The sequence below is a fragment of the Saccharopolyspora erythraea genome (assembly GCF_018141105.1).
In the GTDB taxonomy this organism is placed as follows: domain Bacteria; phylum Actinomycetota; class Actinomycetes; order Mycobacteriales; family Pseudonocardiaceae; genus Saccharopolyspora_D; species Saccharopolyspora_D erythraea_A.
Genome location: NZ_CP054839.1, coordinates 4,844,873 through 4,869,042, shown reverse-complemented (window position 1 = coordinate 4,869,042; position 24,170 = coordinate 4,844,873). Strand labels below are relative to the sequence as shown.

Genomic DNA, 24,170 nt, shown 5'->3' with positions numbered 1-24,170 from the left:
CGCTAGCGTCCGCCTGCAGGCCCTCCGGTCCGCCCGCTGCTGGCGGGGCGCGCCGCCGGTGCGGCTCGCCGATCATCCGCAACGAGCCAGGAGAAACCGCAGCGATGAGCAGTGCGACCGAACCTGTCGGAGTGCCGCCGGCGGAGACACCGGACATCCACACCACCGCGGGCAAGCTGGCCGACCTCTACCGGCGCAACCACGAGGCCGTGCACGCGGGTTCGGAGCGCGCGGTCGCCAAACAGCACGCCAAGGGCAAGCGGACCGCCCGGGAGCGCATCGACATGCTGCTCGACGAGGGCTCCTTCGTGGAGCTCGACGAGCACGCCCGCCACCGGTCGACGAACTTCGGCATGGACGCCGACCGCCCCTACGGCGACGGGGTGGTGACCGGCTGGGGGACCGTCGACGGCCGCCGGGTCTGCGTGTTCTCCCAGGACTTCACCGTGTTCGGCGGGTCGCTCGGCGAGGTGTTCGGCGAGAAGATCGTCAAGGTCATGGACCTGGCGATGAAGACAGGCTGCCCGCTGGTGGGCATCAACGACTCGGGAGGCGCGCGCATCCAGGAGGGTGTGGCCGCGCTCGGGCTCTACGCCGAGATCTTCAAGCGCAACACCCACGCCTCGGGCGTCATCCCGCAGATCTCGCTGATCATGGGGCCGTGCGCGGGCGGAGCGGTGTACTCGCCCGCGATCACCGACTTCACCGTGATGGTCGACCAGACCTCGCACATGTTCATCACCGGCCCGGACGTCATCAAGACGGTCACCGGCGAGGACGTCTCGTTCGAGGACCTGGGCGGGGCGCGCACGCACAACGAGCGGTCCGGCAACGCCCACTACCTGGCCACCGACGAGGACGACGCGATCTCCTACGTCAAGGAGCTGCTGTCGTTCCTGCCGTCGAACAACCTGTCCTCCTCGCCGGTCCTCCCCGGCGCCGAGGTGGAGGCGGGTTCGGTCGCCGACGGTGTCGGCGAGGCCGACCTGGAGCTGGACGCGCTGGTCCCGGACTCGCCGAACCAGCCCTACGACATGCGCGAGGTGATCACCAGGCTCGTCGACGAGGGCGAGTTCCTGGAGGTCTCGGCGCTGTTCGCGCCGAACATGCTGTGCGGGTTCGGGCGGATCGAGGGCGCCGGCGTGGGCGTGGTGGCCAACCAGCCCATGCAGCTCGCGGGCACGCTGGACATCGACGCCAGCGAGAAGGCCGCGCGGTTCGTGCGGTTCTGCGACGCCTTCAACATCCCCGTCCTGACGCTGGTGGACGTGCCGGGCTTCCTGCCCGGCACCGGGCAGGAGTGGAACGGCATCATCCGGCGGGGCGCCAAGCTGCTCTACGCCTACGCCGAGGCCACCGTGCCGCTGGTCACCGTCATCACGCGCAAGGCCTACGGCGGTGCCTACGACGTGATGGGCTCCAAGCACCTCGGAGCCGACATCAACCTGGCGTGGCCGACCGCGCAGATCGCGGTGATGGGCGCGCAGGGCGCCGCCAACATCCTCTACCGGCGCCAGCTCGCCGAGGCCGCCGAGAGCGGTGAGGACGTGGAGGCGCTGCGGGCGCGGTTGCAGCAGGAGTACGAGGACGCCCTGTGCAACCCGTACGTCGCCGCCGAGCGCGGGTACGTGGACTCGGTGATCCCGCCCTCCCACACCCGGGGCCACGTGGCGCGGGCGCTGCGGATGCTGGCCGACAAGCGCGAGGCGCTGCCTGCCAAGAAGCACGGCAACATCCCCCTCTGACACCACCGATCCGCGTGACGAACCGCGGTCTTGGAGGACACAGTGCACAGCGATGAGTCCGAGCGCCCGGTGCTGCGGATCGTGCGCGGCGAGCCCGACGACGTCGAGCTGGCGGCGCTGACCGCGGCGCTGGCCGCGGTCAGCGCCGCCGCGGCCGCAGCGCAGCCCGAGCCGGAGCCCACCGGTTGGTCGTTGTGGGCCGACCGGTCGGCGGCCCTGCGCCATCCCGCCGGCCGCAGGCCGCTGCGGCCCGGCCCGGCGGCCTGGCGCACCTCCGTCCTTCCCCTGTAAAGCAATTCCCCGCGCGAGCTAGGAGCCCTGGTCGAGATGACCGCAGAACGCAATGCCGAGACCACTGTGGACAACACCGTCATCTCCGGTGCCATCAAGAAGGTGTTGGTGGCGAATCGGGGTGAGATCGCGGTGCGGGTGGTTCGGGCGTGCCGGGATGTGGGGGTGGGCAGTGTGGCGGTGTATGCGGAGCCGGATGTGGATGCGGTGTTCGTGCGGTTGGCCGATGAGGCGTTCGGGTTGGGTGGGTCGACGGCGGCGGAGTCGTATCTGGACATCGGCAAGGTGATCGATGCGGCGAAGCGGTCGGGGGCGGATGCGGTGCATCCGGGGTATGGGTTCTTGTCGGAGAACGCGGATTTCGCGCAGGCGGTGCTGGATGCGGGTCTGGTGTGGGTGGGTCCGTCGCCGGAGGCGATCCGGGTGTTGGGGGACAAGGTGACGGCGCGGCGGATCGCGTTGGAGGTGGGGGCGCCGTTGGTGCCGGGGACCGAGGAGCCGGCCTCGGGTGCTGGGGAGGTGGTGGCCTTCGCCGAGGAGCACGGGTTGCCGGTGGCGATCAAGGCGGCGTTCGGTGGTGGGGGCCGGGGGTTGAAGGTGGCGCGCAGTCTGGAGGAGATTCCGGGGTTGTTCGAGTCGGCGGTGCGGGAGGCCGAGGCGGCGTTCGGTCGGGGTGAGTGTTTCGTGGAGCGGTATCTGGACCGGCCGCGGCATGTGGAGGCCCAGGTGCTGGCTGATCGGCACGGCAACGTGGTGGTGGTGGGGACGCGGGATTGTTCGTTGCAGCGGCGGCATCAGAAGTTGGTGGAGGAGGCGCCGGCACCGTTTTTGTCCGGGGAGCAGCGGGAGCGGATTCATACCGCGGCGCGGGAGATCTGTGCGCGGGCGGGTTATGCGAGTGCGGGCACGGTGGAGTTTTTGGTGGGTGTGGACGGGACGATTTCGTTTTTGGAGGTCAACACGCGGTTGCAGGTGGAGCATCCGGTGTCGGAGGAGACCACGGGGTTGGATCTGGTGGTCGAGCAGTTGCGGATCGCGGCGGGTGAGCGGTTGTGGCTGGACGCCGATCCGGTGCCGGTGGGGCATGCGATCGAGTTCCGGATCAATGGGGAGGATCCGGGGCGGGATTTCCTGCCTGCGCCGGGGACGGTGGAGCGGTTCGTGGTGCCGTCGGGTCCGGGGGTGCGGGTGGATGCCGGGGTGGAGTCGGGCAGTGTGATCGGGGGGCAGTTCGACTCGTTGCTGGCGAAGGTGATCGTGTGGGGGCGGGATCGGGCGCAGGCGTTGGCGCGGTCGCGGCGGGTGCTGGCCGAGATGCGGGTGGAGGGGTTGGCCACGGTGTTGCCGTTTCACCGGGCGGTGGTGGCCGATCCGGCGTTCACCGCCGAGGGTGCCGGTGGGTTCGGGGTGCATACCCGGTGGATCGAGACCGAGTTCGACAACACGCTGCCGGCGTTCGATGGTGCGGCCGAGGCCGGTGAGGCGGCGCGGCGGCGGACGGTGGTGGTCGAGGTCGGTGGCCGCCGGTTGGAGGTGTCGCTGCCGGCGGATCTGACTCCGGCGGCGGCGCCGGCCGCGGGGGCGGGGCGTGCGCGCGGGCGCTCGGGCGGGGGTCGTGGTGGCGCGGCCTCGGGGGATGCGGTGACCGCGCCGATGCAGGGCACGCTGGTCAAGCTCGCGGTGGCCGAGGGCGACCGGGTCGGCGCGGGTGAGGAGATCGCGGTGCTGGAGGCGATGAAGATGGAGAACCCGGTACTGGCGCACAAGGACGGCACCGTCACCGGCCTGACCGCCCAGCCCGGCGACACCCTCACCCAGGGCACCACCCTCTGCGAACTCAAAGACTGAGGAGGCGGGCGCGAGCCGCGCGGCGCATCGGCGGCTCGCCCGGTTCCGTTTAGCGGAGTGTGGACCGCTCGTTCAGACGAACGGGCGGTTCACCTCGCTCACCAGCTCGCCGCGGTGCACCTCGTCGAAGACGGTCCGTGCCTTCTCGGCGATCTCCGGCGCGGCCCTGCGCAGCTCGGCCGCATCGGCGTCGCGGACGCCGTCGTCGGCGACCCCGGCCCGATCGAGCAGGGCGGCGAGGTCGGACAGCTCCTCGCGCAGCCACTCGAACGGGCTCGCGGTGAGCCTGTCGCTCCACTCCCGCCGCACGGGTTCGGTGCCCTCGAACCGCGAGTGGTAGTGGGCCCGGTCGAAGGACTCCGGCGGCGAGCCGACGGCCACGAAGATGTCGGCGCGCCACACCGGGCGGTCGATCACGACGCGCTGAGCGGCGAACTCGGTTCCCTGCCAGTCCTGGCGCTCGCGGATCCGCAGCTCCAGGCGGACACCGCGCTCCGAGCCTTCGTCCCGCGCGGCCGGCCTGGTGTTCCGGAAGTGCATGTCGCGGAGGAGGACGCCGACGCGTTCGAAGATGTAGGCGTACAGCATGCGGAGCTCCCGTTCTGCGCGAAGTGCGGTCGAGCACATGGTGGCCCCGCCGCGCAGCACCAACAGTGCGGCCACTCGATCGGGTTGCCCGGACCCACCGATCTCGATTGACAGCACGAGTCGGGCACTCGATGCACGCCGCCGGGACTCGATGCTTCGCAGCCGGCTTCCCGTCGACCCGGTACCGGCCGCAGGGTGAGGATGTCAAGGGACGGGATGTGCCGGTCCCGCCCGGTTCGGCGACACTGTGTCGCTGCCGCCGGCCGCGACGGGTGATCGACACTCGCACGAACGCCACCAGGGATGTGGAGGTCGCATGAACGAGCACAGTCGGCCCACCGAACTCGCCGATCTCCCCGCCGTCGACCTGGTCGCCGGTTACCGCGCACGCACGCTGTCACCCGTCGAGGTCGTCGAGTCGGTGCTCGACCGGGTGCAGACCTGCGAGCCGCTGCTGTGCGCGACCTACGCCCTGGACCCCGACGGCGCCCGCGCGGCCGCACGCGAGTCGGAGCGGCGGTGGGGCAGGGGCGAGCCGGACGGGCCGGTCGACGGCGTGCCGGTCACGATCAAGGAGAACATCGCCACCAAGGGCGTCCCCGTCCCGCTCGGCACCGCGGCGACCGAGCAGGTCCCGGCCGCCGAGGACGCACCCGCCGCGGCCCGGCTGCGCGAGAGCGGCGCGGTGCTCCTGGGCAAGACCACGATGCCCGACTACGGCATGCTCTCCTCCGGTGCCTCCAGCTTCCACCACCTCGCCCGGAACCCCTGGAACCCCGACCGCACCCCGGGTGGCTCCAGCGCCGGCGCGGGCGCGGCGGCCGCCGCCGGTTACGGGCCGCTGCACGTGGGCACCGACATCGGCGGTTCGATCCGGCTGCCCGCGGGCTGGTGCGGCATCGCCGGTCTCAAGCCGAGCTTCGGCCGCATCCCGGTCGACCCGCCCTACATCGGCCGGGTCGTGGGTCCGATGACCCGCACGGTCGCCGACACCGCGCTGCTGGCCTCCGTGCTGGCAGCGCCCGACGAGCGCGACCACACCGCGCTCCCTCCCGCCGACATCGACTGGACGGCGCTGGACGGCGACGCCCGCGGCCTGCGCATCGGCCTGCTGCTCGACGGCGGCGCCGGGCTCCCCGTCGAACCGGCCGTCACCGAGGCGGTGCGGGCGGCCGCCGAGCGGTTCGAGGCCGCGGGCGCGGTGGTCGAGCCGCTCGCACCGATCCTGACCCGGGAGATGCTCGACGGCCTCGACCTCTTCTGGCGCTACCGCGCGTGGAACGACATCACTGCCCTGCCGGAGCAGCGCCGCGCCCGCGTCCTGCCCGACATCGCGGCGTGGGCGGCGGGCGCGCGGGATGCCTCCGCGGCTCAGGTCTTCCACGGCTTCAGCCAGATGGACGCGATCTCGGCCTCGGCCAACCGGGCGGTGCGCGGCCTGGACTTCCTGCTCTCCCCAGTCGCCCCGATCCCGGCCTTCCCCGCCGAGCAGGCGTATCCGACCGGTGACTCGCGGCTTCCCATGGAGCACATCGCCTTCACCGTGCCGTTCAACATGTCGGGTCAGCCCGCGATCTCGGTCAACTGCGGATACACCCCCGACGGGCTGCCCATCGGCCTGCAGATCGCGGGACGCCGCTTCGACGACGTCGGGGTGCTGCGACTGGCGAGCTTGCACGAGCGGATCCGCCCGCCGCAGCGGCCCTGGCCGTCCCCGGTCAGCAGCAGGTCCGCGAGCTGACCGCCGCCTCGCCGCGCACCGCTGCGGCGACGTCGTCGAGCATCCGGGCACGCTCCCGTGCCGGCAACAGCCGGCCGCGAGCCACCACCGCGTGGATCCGGCGGGTGTTGGCGATGTCGCGCAGCGGGTCGTCGTCGAGCACCACCAGGTCGGCCAGACGGCCGGGTTCGACGGTGCCCAGCAGCTCACCCGCGCCGAGGAAGGCGGCCGGCTCGGCGGTCGCCGCACGCAGTGCCTGCATCGGGGTGAAACCGGCCCGCACGAGCAACTCCAGCTCGTCGTGCAGGCTGAAGCCGGGGAAGGTGAACGGCGTCCCCACGTCGGTTCCCGCCAGCACCGGCACGCCTGCCTCACGCAGCGCCGCCGTCATCCTCAGACGGCGTTCGAACAGCTCGCGCCGCTGCGCCGACTCCTCGCCGGTCCGGCCCGGCAGGTAGAGGCCGTCGACGATCTCCTTCCACTGCGCGGCGGTGCCGGGCGGGAGGTAGCGCAGCCGCTCGTCGGTGAGCGACCCGAGCTCGGGCATGTCGAGGATGCGGTGCATGACCAGGGTGGGCACCTGCGCGGACCCCGTCTCGGCGAGACGGCGGAAGACCAGCGCCGCCTTGCGCTCGTCGAAGGTCGTCGCGGCCCGCCATTCCAGCGCGTGGGTCTGCTGGAACCAGCTGTTGTAGCCGCCGTCGCGGGTGTCGATCCCGGCGGCCTGCCCGCGCAACGCGGGTTCCTGGTCCGAGGTGGACGACCAGATGCCGAAGAGGTGCTCGAAGCTGCGCTGGCCGAGCTCGGCCGCCTCGGTGATCGGGACGGTGTCGGGGCAGTGCCCGGCGAAGGCGATTCCGCGCCGCCCGGCCTCCTCGGCGAGCGCGAGGTAGTCCTCTGCCGAGATCCGGGAGTAGACCTTGACGAAGTCCGCGCCGTCGGACTGGGCCTGCTCGACCGCCCGCCGCGCGTCGGCCGCGCCGTCGACCTCGGCGAAGGGGGCGTCCAGGCCGAAACCCCGCCACAGGCTGGGCCTGCCGTCGACGATCCGGCTGCCGATCCACATCCTCGGTCCGGCCAGCTCACCGCTCTCGATGCCGCGGCGCCACTCGTGGTGGCAGGTGTCGCCCCACATGACGCGCACCGTCGTGACGCCGTTGGCCAGGTACAGGGGCAGCACGCTCGCGGGCGGTCCGTCTGCGTGGACGTGCATGTCGGCCAGGCCGGGGATGACGTACTTGCCCGTCACGTCGACGACCCGCGCGCCGTCCGGGACGGTGATACCGGCGCGGTGCCCGACCTCGGTGATCCGGTCTCCTCGCAGGACCACGGTCGTACCGGGCCGCGGGTCGGCTCCGGTGGCGTCGATGACCGTGGCTCCGGTCAGCACGATCGTCTCGTGGTCGGCTGTCATCGTTCGTCCCCCGTCGGTCAGGTGGTTCGGTGGTCTGCGTACAACGTACTCATGATGTGCTGTGACGGCAAAGAACTTCCTGCAATAGCGGGGAAATCGGCGGTAGTGCACTAGTTCACCGGATCGAAGTGCGGACGGCGAGCACTGCTGCGGATAGGATCGCGGAGGTCACCGCACTAGTGCACTGGAGGAGGGGCAGGTGGAGGCGTCGCGGGAACGGGCCGACCCGCCCTATGTCCGGATCGTCGACGAGATCCGGCGGCGGATCACCTCGGGCGAGCTGCGGGCAGGCGACCGCGTGCCCTCCACGCGGCGGATCGTGCAGGAGTGGGGGGTGGCGATGGCCACCGCCAGCAAGGTGCTTTCGGCGCTGCGGCAGGAAGGGCTCGTGCACGCCGTGCCGGGAGTCGGAACCGTGGTGAGCGCACCCGCCGGACGAGGGCGTCGGCCCGCGGTCGGTGCGGACCGCGGGCCTGAGCCCGGCCATGTCCTGAGCCGCGAACGCGTCGTCGGCGCGGCGGTGGCCATCGCCGACTCGGAAGGGCTCGACGCGCTGACGATGCGCCGGGTCGCCGCGCAGCTCGATGTCGGTGTGATGTCGCTGTACCGGCACGTGCCGAGCCGCGAAGAGCTGACGTTGCTGATGATGGGCGAGGTGTTCGAGCGCTACCGCCTGCCTGGGCAGGTCCCCTCCGACTGGCGCGCCGGCCTGGAGCTGATGGCGCGACGGCAGTGGGAGATCTACCGGCAGCACCCGTGGGTCGCGCGGATCGTCTCGTTCACCCGGCCCCGGGTCGTGCGCGCCGCGATGGCGCACACCGAGTGGGGGCTGCGGGTGCTCGACGGGAGCGGCCTGGACGTCGGCACGATGATCCACGCGGTGGTCACCCTGAGCGCGTTCGTACGTGGGATGGGGGCGAGCAGGTCGGCGGAGGTGGACGAGGAGAACGACACCGGCGTCACCGCGCGGGAGTGGATCGAGGCCAGGAACACCGAGACCGGCAGGATCCTGCGCTCGGGCGACTTTCCCATGCTCAGCAGGCTCGACGAGCTCGACGACGAGTCGATCGGGCTGGAGGAGTGGTTCGAGTTCGGTCTCCAGCGCCACCTGGACGGGCTGGAGGTCCACTTCGGACGGCTTGGCGTCAGCCGTCGAGCAGCTCGCTGAACCGCCGCAGGTCGACGTTGCCGCCGGAGAGCACGACACCCACCCGGCCGCGCGCCGATGCGCGCCCGGCGAGCAGCGCCGCCAGCGTGGTCGCGCCGCTGGGCTCGACGACGATCTTCAGGCGCTCGAACAGCAGCCGCATCGCCGCGCGGATCTCGTCGTCGGAGACCACCACGACCTCGTCGACCAGCCGCCGCACGACCTCGAACGTCAGCTCGCCGGGCGCGGTGAGCGCCTGTCCGTCGGCGATCGTGCGGGGCACCGGGATCTCGATCCGGTGGCCCGCGGCCAGCGACCGCCGCACGTCGTCACCCGCCTCGGGCTCGACCCCGATCACCCTCGTCGCAGGGCTCAGGGCGCGCACGGCGGTCGCGCAGCCGGAGATGAGGCCACCACCGCCCACCGGCACCACGAGCGCGTCGAGCTGTCCGGCCTCCTCGACCAGCTCCAGCGCGGTGGTGCCCTGGCCCGCCATCACGTCGTGGTGGTCGTAGGGCGGGACCACCGTCAGCCCGTGCTCGGCGGCGAGTTGCTCGGCGATCTGCCTGCGGTCCTGGGAGTAGCGGTCGTAGCCGACGATCCGGGCCCCGTACCCGGCGGTCGCCTCGGCCTTGGAAACCGGGGCGTCGTGGGGCATGACGATCGTCGCCGTCGTTCCTGCCAGCCGCGCGGCCAGCGCCACGGCCTGCGCGTGGTTGCCCGACGAGTACGCCGCGACTCCCCGTTCGAGCCGGGCGGAGTCGAGCCGGGAGATCGCGTTGTAGGCGCCGCGGAACTTGAACGCCCCCACCCGCTGGAAGTTCTCGGCCTTGAGCAGCACCTGCGCGCCGAGCCGTTCGTCGAGGGTCCTGGAGGTCAGCACCGGTGTCCGGTGCGCGACCCCGCGCAGCCGTCCCGCCGCGGCCTTGACGTCGTCGAAGGTCAGCACATCGCTCACCGAGCACCACCCGCCTGATCGCCGATGCACCACTGTATTCCGCGGGGCAAGCGGTGCGCGCCGAGCCGGGCGCGGGTCACCAGGTCCGGTGGTCCGGGCCCCAGCTCTCCGGCAGCCCGGCCGTGGCCAGGTCGATCGCGCGCTCGACCAGTTCGACCATGCGGTCCAGCTCCCGGCTCGGGTCGGCGCACATGGCCTCCATGCCGATCCGCAGCGCGGCGTAGACGACGCCGACGAGGATGCGCGGACGCATGTCCACGGCGGGGTCGACGCCTTCGCGGGCGGCGATCTCGCCCGTCAGCCGTTCCTCGGTGGCCGTGGTCCTGCGCAGGTTGCCCGCCAGCAGCGCGGGCGTCTTGTTGATCAGGTGCTGGATCCGCAGGAAGCGCCGGACGCCCTCGCTGGTCGCCGAGTCGCGCACCATCGAGAGCACCGCGTGCCGGAGCGCGACCAGCGGCGCCTCCCGGGCCGGGCGCGCCCGCAGCGCCTCGACCACCAGTTCGTCGAACGCGGCGGCCTTGGCCAGCGCGATGTCCTCCTTGCCCGCGAAGTAGCGGAAGCACGTCCGGGGCGAGATGTCGACCTGCGCGGCGATCTCGTCGATTGTGGTGTTGTCGTAGCCGTTCTCTAGGAAGAGGTCCACCCCGGCGTCGATCAGCGCTGACCTGGTGCGCTGCTTCTTGCGGGCGCGGAGGCCGACCTGCTCGGCGGGGACGCTCATGGCGTTCATTGTGCCGGACGGCAGTGGACGTCATTGGTCACTCGATGACGAGCGGCACACGATGACCTAAGACACTGCCCGCCATGTGTCAGTCGCTGACACTTTATGTATCGTCGGGGACGGCAACCGCAAAGCCGCGAAGGAGCGATCATGTCGTACAAGAGCCTGGAGGTCCGCCTGGCCGCCCGTCCCAAGGGCTGGCCGACCGACGAGACCTTCGAGTTCGCCGAGGTCGAGGTCGGCGAGCCCGCCGAGGGGCAGGTACTGGTCCGCAACCTGGTGATGAGCGTCGACCCGTCGATGCGGGGGCGGATGAACTCGGGCAAGTCCTACGTCGAGCCGTTCGAGGTCGGCGAGCCGATGAGCGGCGGCGCGCTCGGCGAGGTCGTGTCCTCCCGCGCCGACGGCGTCGAGGCGGGTGACCTCGTGGTGCACTGGCAGGGCTGGCGCGAGTACGCGGTCGTGGACGGCAAGCGCACGCTGAAGGTCGACCCCGACGCCGCCCCGCTCAACGCCTACCTCGGCGTGCTGGGCATGATCGGGATGACCGCCTACGTCGGCCTGGTCGAGATCGCCTCGGTCAAGGAGGGCGACGTCGTCTTCGTCTCCGGTGCCGCGGGCGCGGTCGGCGCGGTGGCGGGCCAGATCGCCAAGCTCAAGGGCGCCTCCCGGGTGATCGGCAGCGCGGGCAGCGCGGAGAAGGTCCGCTACATCACCGAGGAGCTCGGCTTCGACGCCGCGTTCAACTACAAGGACGGCCCGGTCTACGACCAGCTCAAGGCGGCCGCGCCCGACGGCATCGACGTCTACTTCGACAACGTCGGCGGCGAGCACCTGGAAGCCGCGATCTCGGTGCTCAACGACTTCGGCCGGGTCGCCGAGTGCGGGATGATCTCGCAGTACAACAACTCCGAGCCGCAGCCCGGCCCGCGCAACATGACGATGCTGGTGCAGAAGCGGCTCACGCTGCGCGGCTTCATCGTCATCGACCACGGGCACCTGCGGGACCAGTTCCTGGCCGAGGTCGGGCAGTGGCTGCGCGAGGGCAGGATCCACTACACCGAGACCGTCTACGAAGGACTGCGCAACGCGCCCGAGGCGCTGCTGGGCATGATGCGTGGTGAGAACACCGGCAAGACGCTGGTGAAGATCGCCGACCGGAGCTGAAAGCGCCGGTTCCCCGCCCCGGCGCGCGGGGCGGGGAACCTACTCGGCCCGCCTGGCGCGCACGAACGCGTCGATGCCGTCGAGGATGCGCTGCAACCCGAACTCGAAGGCGTGACCGGGGTCCTGCGCCGAACCGTGCGCCTCGCCCGCCGCGGAGCCGACCCTGGCCGCGGTGGGGAAGCGGGCCGGGTCCATGATCTGGTTCAGCAGGGGCGCGTGCGCGTGCCACCACTGCTCGTCGCTGACCCCGGTCCGCTGCTCGGTCTGCGCGGCCTCGACCGAACGCCGCGCCGCGCCCTCCACGTGTCCCAGCACGAGGCTGAGCATCGAGTCCATCTCGACCTCGGACAGCCCGAGCCCGGCCACCGCGCCCAGCTCGTAGTCGTACTTGGCGATGACGTTGGGTCCCAGCACCGCGCGACCGGTGGCGACCTGCAGCATCCACGGGTGCCGGTGGTAGAGCGCCCAGTTCTCGCGTGCGATCCGCTCCAGCCTGCCGCGCCAGCCGCCGTCGGCCTCGGAGAGCGCGGTCTCGCCGTAGACGGCGTCGAGCATGGCGTCGAGCAGCTCGGCCTTGCCGGGAACGTAGGTGTACAGCGACATGGTGCCGACGCCGAGCCGCTCGGCGACGCGCCGCATCGACAGCGCCGCGATGCCTTCGGCGTCGGCGAGCTCGATCGCGGTGGCCACGATCCGGTCGGCGTCCAGGTCCGACCGCCCCCGGCGTCCGCCTCGCTGCCGGCTCCGCCACAGCAGGGCCAGGCTGCGCGCGGGATCACCGCCGCCGCTGTACTCCGTCGCCATCGGTCCACCCATCGCCGAACAACGTCCGGTACATGCTACGGCGGGAGTGGTCGGCGCTCGCCGCGCGGCGCGGTGGTCACTCGGCGGGGTGGGTCCGCAGCCATTCCGCCCAGGTGGTCTTGCCCCGGCGCCCGTCCGGGCAGGTGATGTGGGTGGCGATCCGGGTCAGCCGCCGGGGAGCAGGCACGGTGACCACCTTCCGGGAGCGGTGCCGGGCGTGCTGCCACTGCTCGACGACCTCGGCGAAGGTCAGCACCTCGGGGCCGCCGAAGTCGGTGCGGTGCCCGCCCGGGCCGTCGGCGAGGCATTCGACGACGTACTCGGCGAAGTCGCGGGCGTCGACCGGCTGCGTCGGCAGCGAGGTCGGCAGCGGCAGCACCGGCAGCCGGGTCGCCTTGCCCAGCATCCGGTCGAGCAGCCAGTGGAACTGGGTGGAGCGCATGATCGACCACGGCAGGTCGGCGACGCTGACCAGTTCCTCGGCGGTGTGCTTGAGCCGCAGGTAGGGCCCGACCGGACGGTCCACGCCGACGATCGAGACGTAGGCGAAGTGCCCGACCCCGGCATCGGTGGCCTCCTCCAGCAACCGGGCCGTGCCGTCGACGTCGACGTCGGGCGGACTGCGCCAGAAGTCCGCTGGCAGCAGGTAACCCCGCTGCGCCGCGGGCGACATGGTCGCCGCGTGCAGCACGATCTGCGCGCCGGTGACCAGTTCGGTGATTCCCTCGCCGGTGGCCAGGTCGCCCTGCACCCACTGCACGTCGTCGTCGGCGCCCGGCCGGCGGGTCAGCACCCGCACCCGGTACTTCGGCGTGAGCAGCGCGATGAGCTCGCGCCCCAGATGTCCCGTGCCTCCGGTGACTGCGACGGTCTCCATGGCACCCCCGAAGCCGGTTCGGCGATTTGTCCTCACTGTCCCATTGAGCCCTGGGGGTGGCGACTCGGTTGCGGACCGCTCGCGGTCAGCCGAATGGTTGACTTCGCAACTTTGCTCACTAGTGTGGGTTCGCATCCGGGCCGTGGGCCGCCGAGGCCCCGCAGAGCGACGGAGAGCGGATGAGCGTCTACGACGAGCGCCCATGGCTGGCCCGATACGACGCGGGGCAGCCGCACGACATCGAGCCCGAGTTCGCCAACGCGCTGGAGATGTTCGCCGCCTCGGTGCGAGCGGCGCCGGACCGGCCGGCGGTGAAGTACTTCGACGGAGTGGTCTCCAGGTCCGAACTGGACGAGCTGTCGGATGCATTCGCCTGCGGCCTGCTGGACCGGGGCATCCGGCCGGGCGACCGGGTGGCGCTGTTCCTGCAGAACGTCCCGCAGTTCCTCGTCGCGCTGCTGGGCACCTGGAAGGCCGGCTGCGTCGCGGTCGCGGTCAACCCGATGAACAAGCAGCGCGAGCTTTCCCTGCTGCTGCGCGATTCCGGCGCGCGGGCGCTGGTCTGCCTGGAATCGCTGCACGGCCCGGTCGTCAGCCCGGTCCTCGGCGAGACCGACGTGGTGCTGGCGATCACGACCTCGGAGCTGGAGCACCAGTCCCGCGACGACCGACGGGTCCTCGGGGACGTGCGGCGCGTCCGCTGCGAGGGGGCGGAGGACATGTCCGCCCTCATCGAGGGGTTCCGGGGACGGCGTCCGCCGGCGGTCGAGCTCCGCCCCGACGACGTGGCGGTGCTGAGCTACACATCCGGCACCACCGGGCCGCCGAAGGGCGCGATGAACACCCACCGCAACCTCGTGTTCAACGCCCGCGCCGTGCGGGACTGGGTCGGCATCGGCGGCTCTGACGTGATCTTCGGCGTGGCGCCGCTGTTCCACATCACCGGGTTGGTCGCGCACGCGGCACTGGCGTTGCTGACCACCGCGCCGCTGGTGCTGTTCTGCCGCTTCGAGCCGAACGCGGCCGCCGACCTCATCCGGGAGCACCGGCCGACCTTCACCATCGGCTCCATCACCGTCTTCATCGCCCTGATGAACGCGCCCGAGGCGACGAGCGCGGACCTGAGCTCGCTCACCCGGGTCTACTCCGGCGGGGCGCCGATCCCGCCGAGCACCACGCGGGCGTTCCAGGAGCGCTTCGGGCACTACATCCACAACATCTACGGGCTCACCGAGACGACCGCGCCCACGCACGCCGTTCCGCTGCACGGCGAGGCACCGGTCGACCCCGAGTCGGGCGCGCTCTCGATCGGGGTGCCGATGTACAGCACCGTCGCCCGGATCGTCGACGACGACGGCGCCGACCTGCCCGCGGGGCGGATCGGTGAGGTCGTGCTGCGCGGGCCGCAGGTCGTCGCGGGCTACTGGAACAAGCCGGAGGAGACCGCGGGCGCCCTGCCCGGCGGCTGGCTGCACACCGGCGATGTCGGGTACATGGACCAGGACGGCTGGTTCTACCTGGTGGACCGCAAGAAGGACCAGATCAACACCGGCGGCTACAAGGTCTGGCCGCGCGAGGTCGAGGACGTGCTCTACGAGCACGAGGCGGTGCGGGAGGCGGCCGTGGTCGGCGTTCCCGACGAGTACCGGGGCGAGATGGTCAAGGGCTTCGTCAGCCTGCGGCCGGGGCTGACGGCGAGCCCGGAGGAACTCGTGGACTTCTGCAGGCGCCGGATGGCCGCCTACAAGTACCCGCGCCAGGTCGAGGTCCTGGAGGAGCTGCCCAAGACGGCGACCGGCAAGCTGCTGCGCAGGCACCTGCGTGGGCGCTGAACCGGCATCCCGGAAACTGTTCGACCCGCCGCCCGGCGTGGTAGAGATTAGTCGGACCGCCTACGGCCGGATCTCTGCGAGGTGAGCGGTGTCCCTGGTCAACAGCCCGTTCGACGTCCTTCCCGCCGACTGGCGGACCGCCCTGCTGGTGGGGCGGGTGCACGATCCCGAGGAGCAGGGGCCGAGCGTCGTCGTGGTCGCCGGTGACGAGCTGCTCGACATCTCCGGTGCCGCGCCGACCCTGTCGCGGCTGCTGGAGTCCGAAGACCCGGCGAAGCTGGCGCGCACCGCCCAGGCGCGCAAGAGCTGGCCGCTGGCCGAGGTCCTGGACAACACCCTCGGCGACCGCAGGGGCCCGCACCTGCTCGCACCCGCCGACCTGCAGGTGATCAAGGCGGCCGGGGTGACCTTCGTGCGCAGCATGCTGGAGCGGGTCATCGAGGAGCGCGCGGCGGGCGACCCCGAGCGGTCCGCGCTGATCCGGGCGCAGGTCGAGGCCGCGATCGGCGGCACGCTGGCCGTGGTCGACCCGGGCTCGCCCGAAGCGGCGGCGGTGAAGGAGTGGATGGTCCGCGACGGCCTTTGGTCGCAGTACCTCGAGGTCGGGCTCGGGCCGGACCCGGAGGTCTTCACCAAGGCACCGGTGCTGGCCGCGGTCGGGACCGGCGCCGAGGTCGGGGTGGCCGAGGACTCGCGGTGGAACAACCCCGAACCCGAGCTGGTGCTAGCGGTCCGCTCCGACGGGCGGATCACCGGGGCGACGCTGGGCAACGACGTGAACCTGCGCGACGTCGAGGGCCGCAGCGCGCTGCTGCTGCCCAAGGCCAAGGACAACAACGCCTCCGCCGCGATGGGGCCGTTCCTGCGGCTGTTCGACGACAGCTTCGGCCTCGACGAGGTGCGCCGCACCGACGTGCGCCTGGAGGTCGTCGGCGAGGACGGGTTCGTGCTGGACGCGCTGAGCTCGATGCGCGAGATCAGCCGCGACGTGCTCGAGCTGGTCGCCGCGACGATCGGGCGCCACCACCAGTACCCGGACGGCATCATGCTCTACACCGGCACGCTGTTCGCGCCGACCGAGGACCGCGACGCCGAGGGCGGGGGCTTCACCCACCACCTCGGCGACGTCGTGCGGATCTCCTCGCCCCGCCTGGGCACGCTGGCCAACCGGGTGAACCACGCCGAGAAGTGTCCGGAGTGGACGTTCGGCATCGGCTCGCTGATGACGAACCTGGCCGCGCGTGGACTGCTCGGCTGACCGGCGATTCCGTCGGCGGTGGGCGGCCAGGCACACAACCGGGCTGAACGCGGTCAGCCGCCCATGGGCAACCAGTTCCCCATGTAGTCGTAGGAGAACTCGCCGCCGCGCTGCTCGCCGTCGACGATCGCGCCGAACCGCGGCGCATCGGCGCTCACCGTCTCGAACGGTGCGCCGTTCGCCGTGCCGTCGCTGCGGACCACGACGTCTCCGCGCTGGCCCCGGTACTCGGTGGTGACCACGAGTTCCCACTTGCACCGGCATTCGCTGGTGAGAGCGGTCAGCTCGAAGCCTTCCTGCTCGTCCTTCGCCAGGGTGAGGTTGTGGGTGTGCAGGTATGGCGTGCTCGTCTGGGTCTCCTCGTAGAAGGTGCGCACGGCGCCGTCGGCGTCGAGGTCGACCATCACGCGCTCCAGCTCTTCACCGCCCTGGGTGCCGCCGTAGAGCATGGTGCCGTCGGGCACGGGCAGCCGTTCCAGCACACGGGCCCGCATCGCGACCACGGCACGGTTTCGCGGCGATGCCCGGTCAGCACCACCTTGTACCTGGTCGCGCTGCCGCAGGCCGGAAGGCACGCGGAGAGGAAGCGCTGACCACCCAGCGCGGCCATCTGCTCGGCGGCGGTCTCCTCCTGGCTGGTGGGGCCATTACCGAGGTCGGCGCTCTCCAACCGCGCCGAGATGCGTCCGGCCTCGGCGATGTCGGCGGGGGACAGGGCCTTCTCGAACACCCAGTTCCACCCGTCGCCGTTGACGTCCCACAGCTGCTCGACGCGCGCCACCACCGGTGGTTCGGTCTCCAGCTGGGCGTCCTCGTACCGCTTGACGGATTCCTGCGCGCGGACTTCCTGCGCCGGAGCCTGCTCCGAGGTCACCCACGCGCCGTACTGCGCACTCACAAGCGCGATCACCAGCGGTATCACGACCACGGTGGCGACCGTTCCGCCGATCGCCCACCACTTGCCGTGGTTCCGCGGCGGCGTCCGCCGACCGGCCCCCGCCACCCGAACTCTGCGCTCGCGCCTGCCCATGACCTCTCCAGGTGACCAGCCGGGCACAGATCGTAGCAATCCGTGATCAGGCCAGATCGCGATTCCGGGCAATCGCGACACCAGGAACGTGCGAGTGCGTCCGGTCCTAGTCCTGCGAGTCGCGGACCAGCAGTGCGACCTGCACCCGGTTGGTCACCCCCAGCTTGGTCAGCGACCGGCTGACGTGTGCCTTGACCGTGGCTTCGCTCATCACCAGCTCGCGGCCGATCTCGGCGTTGGAAAGACCGCGTGCGACGGCCTGGACCACCGCGCTCTCCCGATCGGTCAGGGCCGCCAGCCTCGCCAGGGCGGCTTGCGCCCTCGATGGCCCCATACCGGCGAACCTGCTGATCAAACGCTTGGTGACGGTGGGAGCCAGCATCGCGCTGCCCGCCGCGACGGTGCGGATCGCGGCGACCAGGTCGCGGGGCGGCGTGTCCTTGAGCAGGAAGCCGACCGCGCCCGCGCGCAGCGCGCTGTGCACGTACTCGTCGAGGTCGAAGGTGGTGAGCATGACCACCTTGGGGGCGTCGGCGCGGCGCGCGAGCTCGCCCGCGGCCGAAAGGCCGTCCACACCGGGCATCCGGACGTCCATCAGCACCACGTCGACACGGTGCCGCGCCACCGCGTCGAGCGCGTCGCGTCCGTCGGCGGCCTCGGCCACCACCTCGATGCCCTCGGCGGGTTCGAGGATCATCCGAAGGCCGGTGCGCACCAGCACCTCGTCGTCGGCGATGAGCACCCGGATCACAGCTGCTCCTCCCACAGCGGGAGCACCGCGGTCACGGTGAAACCGCCGTCGAGTCCGGTGCCCGCGTGGAACCGGCCGCCGAGCAGCCCGACCCGTTCGCGCAACCCGACCAGGCCGAGCCCGCTGCTGGGCAGCGACACGGTGCGGCGGGCCGGTCCGGCGTTGTGCACGGTCACCTCCAGAGTGGACGCCCCGTGGCGCAGCACGACGTCGGTGCGCACCTCGCCGGCGTGCTTGTGGACGTTGGTCAGCGCTTCCTGCACCACGCGGTAGGCGGTGTGCTCGACCATCGCGGGCAGCGCGGTGGTGTCGCCTTCGTCCCGGCGCACCACCGGGATCCCGGCGGCTCTCGACTTGTCGAGGAGCCGGTCCAGGTCGGCCAGGGAGGGCTGCGGTTCGAGGGCGGCATCCGCGCCGGGGGAGCGCAGGACCCCCAGCACTCCCCGCAGTTGGGAGAGTGCTTCGCGTCCGGTTTCACGGATGAACCCGGCTTCGGCGGCGGTGCCTTCCTCGGCTGTGTTGACCTCGATCGCCCCGGCATGCAGCACGATCAGCGACACACGGTGCGCGACGACGTCGTGCATCTCCCGCGCGATGCGGGCCCGCTCCTTCGCCCTGGTTTGCTCGGCGCGTGCGGCCTGCTCCCGTTCGAGCTGTTCGGCGCGCTCCTCCAGTCCCGCGAGGACCTGCTTGCGGGCGTTGGTCCACAGGCCGAGCACCACCGGCAGCACCACCACGAGCACCACACCGCCGAGCGCACTGGTGACCGCGTCCCCGTCCCCGCCCGGTACCGCGATCAGCGAGCGGACCGCGACCGGGACGACCACGGCGGCAGCCGCGGCGGTCGCGTAACCGGCCAGGCCGACCGGTCGCCGGATCGTCGTTGCGGCGTAGTACGAGGCGACGGCCAGCGCGGCGGAGGTCGACTGCACGACCACGGCCGCGAAGGCGACCGCGAACAGGGGCCAGTGCCAGCGCGGCGCCAGCAGAACCCCGGCGGCGGAGAGCACAGCGATGGTGGCGGTCACGGCGAACTCGGAAACCGGCGAGGCGTTGAGGAGCGCGGTCGTCGTGGGCGAGACCGGCGAGACGAGGGTGAGGAAGGTGAGACACAAGACCGCACAGGCCACCGCCCAGCGTCCGGCGTCGCGAAGCCACGGCCACTGCACGACCACCAACGGCTCCCCACGCGTCACCGGGCGAGCCTAGCCGCCCGGCGCGGGAGGGATCTTCCACCGGGAGTCGACGGCCGACCGCTACTAAAGTGACGGATCCCGCCGTCGTCCGGCCGACGTGCCACCGTTGTCCGGAACCCGATGCTTGCGGCCATGACACAGCAGATGCCCGCCGTGCGGACGCGTGGGCTGACCAAGACGTACGGAGACGACGACGCGAGGGTGGTCGCGCTCGACCACGTCGACGTCGACTTCGAGCAGCAGCGGTTCACCGCCATCATGGGCCCGTCCGGGTCCGGCAAGTCCACGCTCATGCACTGCGCCGCCGGACTCGACCGCCCTTCCGATGGGCAGGCCTGGATCGGCACGACCGAGGTGAGCGCGTTGTCCGACGACGAGCTGACCACGCTTCGCCGCGACCGGGTCGGGTTCGTCTTCCAGGCGTTCAACCTGATCCCGACCCTGACCGCCTGGGAGAACATCGTGCTGCCGCTGGAGCTCGCCGGGCGCGCCCCCGACCGCGCGGCTGTCGAGGCGATCATCGACGCGGTCGGACTGCGGGAGCGCCTGCACCACCGTCCGAGCCAGCTCTCCGGCGGGCAGCAACAGCGGGTCGCATGCGCGCGGGCCCTGGTGACCAGACCGGACGTGGTGTTCGCCGACGAGCCGACCGGCTCGCTGGACTCCCGCTCCTCGGCAGAGCTCCTTTCCTTGCTGCGACGCGGTGTCGACGAGCTGGGCCGCACGGTCGTCGTGGTCACCCACGATCCCGCCGCGGCGGCGCAGGCCGACCGGGTGCTGTTGCTCGCCGACGGGCGCATCGTCGACGAGATGGCCTCGCCCACCGCAGAAGGCGTGCTCGACCGGCTGAAGTCGCTGGAAGGGGTGGGGGCCTGATGCTCCGGGCGATGCTGCGCGACCTGCGCGCCCACCGCGGCCGGGTCGCGATGGCGCTGGTGGCCATCGCGCTCGGGACCGCTGCCGTGGTCGGGAGCTGGACCATGTCGGGCTCCATAGCCACGAACCTGGTCGGTGGTGCGGCCCGATCCGACGCCGGAGTCGTGGTGCGGGGTGACGGCAAACCGCTGACCACCGACGACCTCGACCGCCTGAGGGGTGTCGAGGGCGTCGCCGGTGCCGCCGGAGTGCCGGCCGGAAGCGCCGGTCTGATCGGGCGCGACGGAAAGCTCGTGCCGGGACCGGTGCAACGGGCCGGCACCGGGTGGGACGACACCGGGCGGTTCAGCCTCCTCGCCGGGCGTGCGCCCGCGACCGGCGGCGAGGTCGCCGTCGCGCGGGAGCAGGCCGAGTCAGCGGGACTGCGGATCGGCGACCGCGTGCGAGTGCTGCTCTCGGGGAAGTCCGAGACATCGGCGGTGGTCGGTGTGTTCGACTACCGGACCCTCGGCCCCCGGTCCTCGGAGTCACCGGACTCCGAGACCACCCCGGTGCTCGCCTACGACCGCACGACGGCGACGCGGCTGTTCGGCGACCGGCTCGACCGCGTCGAACTGGTGGGCGCTTCACCGGAGGCCATTGCGGAGTCGGTGCGAGCGCTGGACCCCGGCAGGTACCGGGCGGTGACGGGCGCGGAACTGTCCGACGCGGCCGTCCGCGAGGCGGCGTCGGACGTGTGGTCGTTGCGCCTCACCCTGATGCCGTTCGCCGGGGTCGCGCTTCTGGTCGGCATGTTCGTCATCGCCAACACCTTCTCGATGCTGGTCGCGCAGCGGACCAGGCAGGTCGCGCTGCTGCGGGCGATCGGTGCCCGGCGCAGGCAGGTCCTGCGCAGCGGCGTCGCCGAGGCGGCGGTGCTGGGGCTGGTGGGTGCGACGGCAGGAGCGGTGCTCGGCACCGCACTCGCCCCGCTGCTGATCCTCGTGCTGCGCCCGGGTGAGGACCTGGCGTTCGAGGTCTCGCCGCTGGGAATCCTGCTCGGCTACCTCGCCGGTGTCGTCGTGACGGTGCTCGCGGCACACGGATCGGCGCGCCGGGCGGCGGCGGTCCCGCCGATGGCGGCGCTGCGCGCGGACCCGGTCGTGCCCACCGCGCAACTGCGTGTGCGAACCGGACTCGGGCTGATCGCGTTCGGCTGCGGAGGGATCGCCGTGCTCGCCACGGCCGACCCCAGCTCCGACACGTTCCCCCGCCTGGTCGCCCTCGGCGGAGCGGCGGTGGGAGTGCTCGGTGTGGTGCTGGTGGCGCCTGCGCTCAGCGGCGCCGTGTTGCGGCCGTTGCGCGGGATCGCCGACCGGTTCGGCGGCCCGGCTCTGCGACTGGCCGTGCGGGGTGCGGTGCGCGATCCCCGGCGCACCGCCGGGACCGCGACCGCGCTGATGATCGGGCTGACGCTGGTGTGCGCGTTCGCCACCGTCAGCGCGACGTTCGCGACGCTGATCGGCTCCACGTTCCGGGTCAACGTGGCACCGACGACGACCGTGCTGCGGGCGGCGGCGGGAAGTTCGCTGCAACCGACCGCGGACACGACGCTGGCGGCCGCCGACGTCGCCGACGCAGCGCGGCTGCCAGGCGTCCGCACCGTGCTCGCCGAGCACAAGGCCCTCGCGGAGGTGCGCTACGAGGGTGGCAGCACCAGGCGCGTGGTCTCGGCGGTCGACCCGGCGCACCTGCGCGAGGTCCTGCCGCTGCGGATGACCGGCGGTGCCGCGGACCTGCGTGGCGGTGTGCTCGTCTCGCGCAACCAGGCAGACATGCTCGGGCTGACCACGGGGGAGGAGTTCTCCCTGGCGATGGGTCCCCGGTGGGAGCTGCGCACCCGCGTGGCGGGGATCTACGAGGCGACGGAGTTGCAGGCCAGCATCTTCTTCGACGCCGCGCTCGCGCCACCCGGCATGCGCGAGCGGGTCGCCGCGGCGTACGCCACCGGTCCGGATCCGGAAGCGGCCCGCGGCGCGCTCGAAGCCCACTTCCGCGACCGTCCCGACGTCGAGGTCCTCGACCGGGAGGCGCTCGTCGCCGACGGCGTGGCGAAGCAGGACGCCGGATTCCTCGTCATGTTCGCGATGTTCGGGCTGGCCATCGTGATCGCCGCCTCCGGCGTGGTCAACACACTGGCGCTGTCGGTGGTGGAACGCACGAGGGAGATCGGGATGCTGCGCGCGGTGGGTGCGGGCCGTGCGGTGGTCCGAAGGTCGGTCCTGCTCGAAAGCCTGGTCATCACGGCGTTCGGCGGCGTGCTCGGGATCGCCTCCGGACTCGGCGTCGGCGCGGTGATGCAGCACGTGATGCTCGGGCAGCCGCTGTGGCCGTTCACGGTCCCGTGGACGCCGATCGCGCTGTCGCTGGCCGGGATGGTCGCGGTCGGCGTGCTCGCGGCGGTCTGGCCGGCCCGACGGGCGGCCGGGACCAGCGTGCTCGCCGCGATCGCCATCGAGTGAGGATCAGTGCGCGTGCGCGGGCACGCCGGGGCGGGCCCACTCGCGGGTGTCGACCACCGTGCCGTCGGCCAGCAGCGCGTGGACGTCGTGGCCCGAGGTGAAGGTGGTCAGGGGCGCGAGCCCCAGCGCGGTGGCGGCGATGAACGACCCGCCGATCAGGTTCACGTCGCAAGCGGTGCCGATGCGGAACAGCGACTGCGACTCGGAGGTGACGTCGTCGTCGCCCCCGGCGCGCAGCACGATCCGCTGGTCGGGGGCGACCGCGCGGGCCGCCACCGCCACGGCGATGTTCTCCAGCACGTCCGAGGACACCGCCACGATCGCCCGGGCGCGGCGCAAGGACAGCCTGCGCAGCAGGAAGCGGTCGCCGCCCCGCCCGAACATGACCGGGATGTCGAAAGATCTGGCCAGCGGCACGCACGGCGCCGACCGGTCGCGCTCCACCGCCACCACGCCGATGCCCAGCCGCTGGAGCTCCATGCACAGCCGGGTGCCCACCTGGCCGAGCCCGACGACGATGACGTGGCCGCGGCGCGGAACGGCGCGGGCGCCGACGATGCCGGTGAAGCGCCCCGAGGTCATCCGGTCGACCAGGCCCGCGGTGAACAGCGCCGAGAAGCCCAGCACGCACAGCAGGGTCAGCGTCGACAGCGCGTGGTACCAGGCGGGGGCGTGCTGGGCGGCTTGGCTGGCCGAGACCGTCGTCAGAGTCTTGGCCGCGTTCCACGCGGCGGTCACCGCCGGCTCGTGCAGCACAAGCACGCCGAGCACGGTGTCGAGCAGGAACACCAGCAGCAGGCCCGCCAGGCCGGCGAGCAGGGACCGGGTCGTGCCCTCCAGCGGCCGGAGCTGGGCGTGGACCCAGTTGCGCACTGGGCGCCTGCCGTCGATCTCGTGCTTGCTCAGCGGCGCCGCGGACAGGCCCGCCGGCGTGCGCGCCACGCCGACGTAGCGGCCGGACGCGGTCGAGGTGAGGCTGACGAGCTCGTCGGCGATGCACGGGCCGAGCAGGGCGGGCACCAGCGCCTCGGTCATCCCGATCACCTTGCAGTTGGGCACCGACCGGACGACCTCGCCCGCCACGGTCCGGTCGAAGAGGGTGACCAGCAGGGCGACGCCGGGCCTGGCGTGCTCGACCATCAGCGCGTAGCGCAGCACGCGGATGTCGTCGCGCGACACGATCACCACGACGTCGACCTCGCCTGCGAGCGCGGCGGCGAGGTCCGCGGCGGCGGGCGAGCCGAGCCGGCTCAGCTCCGCGCCCCAGCGGACGGCGTGCTCGGCGACGGAGTCGGCGAGGTCGTCCTCACCGATCAGCAGCAGGCGCATCAGGCGACCCCGCCGGTCGGCCGGGCGGAGGCGGCGCGCCCGCGGCGGTGGCGGTCCGGGGACTCGGCGGCCATGGGCGATGTCCTCCTGGGTCGGTCGGCGTTGCGATGACCCTAG

Annotated in this window: 21 protein-coding genes; 10 read left to right on the top strand and 11 right to left on the bottom strand. The window is 72.1% G+C overall.

All coding sequences use genetic code 11. The features are described from left to right. Positions 1-104: 104 nt before the first annotated feature. Genes HUO13_RS21930 through HUO13_RS21920 form a run of 3 tightly spaced genes read left to right on the top strand, consistent with a single transcriptional unit; the run spans position 105 to position 3,884 of the window. Positions 105-1,745, top strand: coding sequence for an acyl-CoA carboxylase subunit beta (locus HUO13_RS21930; protein ID WP_211896983.1), 1,641 nt, complete (start codon positions 105-107; stop codon positions 1,743-1,745). Positions 1,746-1,787: 42 nt separating this feature from the next. Then, positions 1,788-2,036 carry an acyl-CoA carboxylase epsilon subunit gene (locus HUO13_RS21925; protein WP_211896982.1) on the top strand — a complete coding sequence of 83 codons (249 nt, stop codon included), beginning with the start codon at positions 1,788-1,790 and terminating at the stop codon, positions 2,034-2,036. A 36-nt stretch (positions 2,037-2,072) separates the two neighbouring features. Next, positions 2,073-3,884: an acetyl/propionyl/methylcrotonyl-CoA carboxylase subunit alpha gene (locus tag HUO13_RS21920; protein WP_211896981.1), complete on the top strand. Its 1,812-nt coding sequence runs from the start codon at positions 2,073-2,075 to the stop codon at positions 3,882-3,884. Positions 3,885-3,956: 72 nt separating this feature from the next. Here the strand turns inward: HUO13_RS21920 and HUO13_RS21915 are convergent, their stop codons facing one another. Continuing rightward, complete coding sequence (locus HUO13_RS21915; RefSeq protein WP_249123937.1) at positions 3,957-4,547, bottom strand: hypothetical protein; 591 nt, start codon at positions 4,545-4,547, stop codon at positions 3,957-3,959. 241 nt (positions 4,548-4,788) lie between these two features. Here HUO13_RS21915 and HUO13_RS21910 point away from each other — a divergent pair, with 241 nt between their 5' ends. Further along, a complete protein-coding gene (locus HUO13_RS21910) occupies positions 4,789-6,213 on the top strand; it encodes an amidase (protein ID WP_211896980.1) in 1,425 nt (474 codons plus the stop codon). Here HUO13_RS21910 and HUO13_RS21905 read toward each other — a convergent pair. Continuing rightward, entirely contained in the window at positions 6,191-7,606 is a 1,416-nt protein-coding gene (locus HUO13_RS21905; protein WP_211896979.1) for an amidohydrolase family protein, read from the bottom strand. The two genes, HUO13_RS21910 and HUO13_RS21905, sit on opposite strands and share 23 nt — an antisense overlap. A gap of 199 nt (positions 7,607-7,805) precedes the next feature. On the opposite strand from HUO13_RS21905, the gene HUO13_RS21900 reads away from it, so the two are divergent. After that, positions 7,806-8,774, top strand: a complete 969-nt coding sequence (locus HUO13_RS21900) for a TetR/AcrR family transcriptional regulator C-terminal domain-containing protein (RefSeq protein ID WP_211896978.1) — start codon at positions 7,806-7,808, stop codon at positions 8,772-8,774. Here HUO13_RS21900 and HUO13_RS21895 read toward each other — a convergent pair. Then, entirely contained in the window at positions 8,752-9,702 is a 951-nt protein-coding gene (locus HUO13_RS21895; RefSeq protein WP_211903042.1) for a threo-3-hydroxy-L-aspartate ammonia-lyase, read from the bottom strand. The genes HUO13_RS21900 and HUO13_RS21895 overlap by 23 nt on opposite strands. Positions 9,703-9,787: 85 nt before the next feature. After that, positions 9,788-10,432, bottom strand: coding sequence for a TetR/AcrR family transcriptional regulator (locus HUO13_RS21890; RefSeq protein ID WP_249123936.1), 645 nt, complete (start codon positions 10,430-10,432; stop codon positions 9,788-9,790). A 150-nt stretch (positions 10,433-10,582) separates the two neighbouring features. Here HUO13_RS21890 and HUO13_RS21885 point away from each other — a divergent pair, with 150 nt between their 5' ends. After that, a complete protein-coding gene (locus HUO13_RS21885; protein ID WP_211896976.1) occupies positions 10,583-11,599 on the top strand; it encodes an NADP-dependent oxidoreductase in 1,017 nt (338 codons plus the stop codon). A gap of 39 nt (positions 11,600-11,638) precedes the next feature. Here the strand turns inward: HUO13_RS21885 and HUO13_RS21880 are convergent, their stop codons facing one another. Next, positions 11,639-12,403 (bottom strand): TetR/AcrR family transcriptional regulator, encoded by a 765-nt coding sequence (locus HUO13_RS21880; RefSeq protein WP_211896975.1) that lies wholly within the window; start codon positions 12,401-12,403, stop codon positions 11,639-11,641. A 76-nt stretch (positions 12,404-12,479) separates the two neighbouring features. Beyond that, on the bottom strand, positions 12,480-13,280 hold the full coding sequence (locus HUO13_RS21875; RefSeq protein WP_211896974.1) for an SDR family oxidoreductase: 801 nt from the start codon (positions 13,278-13,280) through the stop codon (positions 12,480-12,482). Between the two features lie 179 nt (positions 13,281-13,459). On the opposite strand from HUO13_RS21875, the gene HUO13_RS21870 reads away from it, so the two are divergent. Together HUO13_RS21870 and HUO13_RS21865 are read left to right on the top strand one after the other, a co-directional pair. Next, positions 13,460-15,112, top strand: a complete 1,653-nt coding sequence (locus tag HUO13_RS21870; RefSeq protein WP_211896973.1) for a long-chain-fatty-acid--CoA ligase — start codon at positions 13,460-13,462, stop codon at positions 15,110-15,112. Positions 15,113-15,200: 88 nt separating this feature from the next. Beyond that, positions 15,201-16,370, top strand: a complete 1,170-nt coding sequence (locus HUO13_RS21865; RefSeq protein ID WP_211896972.1) for a fumarylacetoacetate hydrolase family protein — start codon at positions 15,201-15,203, stop codon at positions 16,368-16,370. Between the two features lie 53 nt (positions 16,371-16,423). Here HUO13_RS21865 and HUO13_RS37640 read toward each other — a convergent pair whose 3' ends face one another. The 4 genes from HUO13_RS37640 to HUO13_RS21850 all read right to left on the bottom strand — a co-directional run bounded on the left by HUO13_RS37640 (position 16,424) and on the right by HUO13_RS21850 (position 19,347). Then, complete coding sequence (locus tag HUO13_RS37640) at positions 16,424-16,834, bottom strand: hypothetical protein (RefSeq protein ID WP_249123935.1); 411 nt, start codon at positions 16,832-16,834, stop codon at positions 16,424-16,426. Continuing rightward, the gene (locus HUO13_RS37635) at positions 16,774-17,400 is read right to left on the bottom strand and encodes a hypothetical protein (protein WP_249123934.1); all 627 of its coding nucleotides are present in this window, start codon (positions 17,398-17,400) and stop codon (positions 16,774-16,776) included. The genes HUO13_RS37640 and HUO13_RS37635 overlap by 61 nt, the downstream gene beginning before the upstream one ends. A gap of 106 nt (positions 17,401-17,506) precedes the next feature. Then, positions 17,507-18,151 carry a response regulator transcription factor gene (locus HUO13_RS21855; RefSeq protein ID WP_211896971.1) on the bottom strand — a complete coding sequence of 215 codons (645 nt, stop codon included), beginning with the start codon at positions 18,149-18,151 and terminating at the stop codon, positions 17,507-17,509. Next, positions 18,148-19,347 (bottom strand): sensor histidine kinase, encoded by a 1,200-nt coding sequence (locus HUO13_RS21850; RefSeq protein WP_249123933.1) that lies wholly within the window; start codon positions 19,345-19,347, stop codon positions 18,148-18,150. The genes HUO13_RS21855 and HUO13_RS21850 overlap by 4 nt, the downstream gene beginning before the upstream one ends. Positions 19,348-19,479: 132 nt before the next feature. Between HUO13_RS21850 and HUO13_RS21845 the strand changes: the two genes are divergently transcribed. Beyond that, positions 19,480-20,223, top strand: a complete 744-nt coding sequence (locus tag HUO13_RS21845) for an ABC transporter ATP-binding protein (protein ID WP_211896970.1) — start codon at positions 19,480-19,482, stop codon at positions 20,221-20,223. Further along, positions 20,223-22,724 carry an ABC transporter permease gene (locus HUO13_RS21840; RefSeq protein WP_211896969.1) on the top strand — a complete coding sequence of 834 codons (2,502 nt, stop codon included), beginning with the start codon at positions 20,223-20,225 and terminating at the stop codon, positions 22,722-22,724. Before HUO13_RS21845 ends, HUO13_RS21840 begins: the two co-directional genes overlap by 1 nt. Positions 22,725-22,727: 3 nt before the next feature. On the opposite strand, the gene HUO13_RS21835 is transcribed toward HUO13_RS21840, so the two are convergent. Continuing rightward, entirely contained in the window at positions 22,728-24,053 is a 1,326-nt protein-coding gene (locus HUO13_RS21835; protein ID WP_211896968.1) for an NAD-binding protein, read from the bottom strand. Between the last annotated feature and the right edge of the window lie 117 nt (positions 24,054-24,170).

Coding starts and splice junctions, on each gene's coding strand:
- HUO13_RS21870 (WP_211896973.1), top strand. CDS start 13,460: ATGAGCGTCTACGACGAGCGCCCATGGCTGGCCCGATACGACGCGGGG.
- HUO13_RS21910 (WP_211896980.1), top strand. CDS start 4,789: ATGAACGAGCACAGTCGGCCCACCGAACTCGCCGATCTCCCCGCCGTC.
- HUO13_RS21845 (WP_211896970.1), top strand. CDS start 19,480: ATGACACAGCAGATGCCCGCCGTGCGGACGCGTGGGCTGACCAAGACG.
- HUO13_RS21905 (WP_211896979.1), bottom strand. CDS start 7,606: ATGACAGCCGACCACGAGACGATCGTGCTGACCGGAGCCACGGTCATC.
- HUO13_RS21840 (WP_211896969.1), top strand. CDS start 20,223: ATGCTCCGGGCGATGCTGCGCGACCTGCGCGCCCACCGCGGCCGGGTC.
- HUO13_RS37635 (WP_249123934.1), bottom strand. CDS start 17,400: ATGGGCAGGCGCGAGCGCAGAGTTCGGGTGGCGGGGGCCGGTCGGCGG.
- HUO13_RS21875 (WP_211896974.1), bottom strand. CDS start 13,280: ATGGAGACCGTCGCAGTCACCGGAGGCACGGGACATCTGGGGCGCGAG.
- HUO13_RS21890 (WP_249123936.1), bottom strand. CDS start 10,432: ATGAGCGTCCCCGCCGAGCAGGTCGGCCTCCGCGCCCGCAAGAAGCAG.
- HUO13_RS21835 (WP_211896968.1), bottom strand. CDS start 24,053: ATGCGCCTGCTGCTGATCGGTGAGGACGACCTCGCCGACTCCGTCGCC.
- HUO13_RS21885 (WP_211896976.1), top strand. CDS start 10,583: ATGTCGTACAAGAGCCTGGAGGTCCGCCTGGCCGCCCGTCCCAAGGGC.
- HUO13_RS21920 (WP_211896981.1), top strand. CDS start 2,073: ATGACCGCAGAACGCAATGCCGAGACCACTGTGGACAACACCGTCATC.
- HUO13_RS21930 (WP_211896983.1), top strand. CDS start 105: ATGAGCAGTGCGACCGAACCTGTCGGAGTGCCGCCGGCGGAGACACCG.
- HUO13_RS21880 (WP_211896975.1), bottom strand. CDS start 12,403: ATGGCGACGGAGTACAGCGGCGGCGGTGATCCCGCGCGCAGCCTGGCC.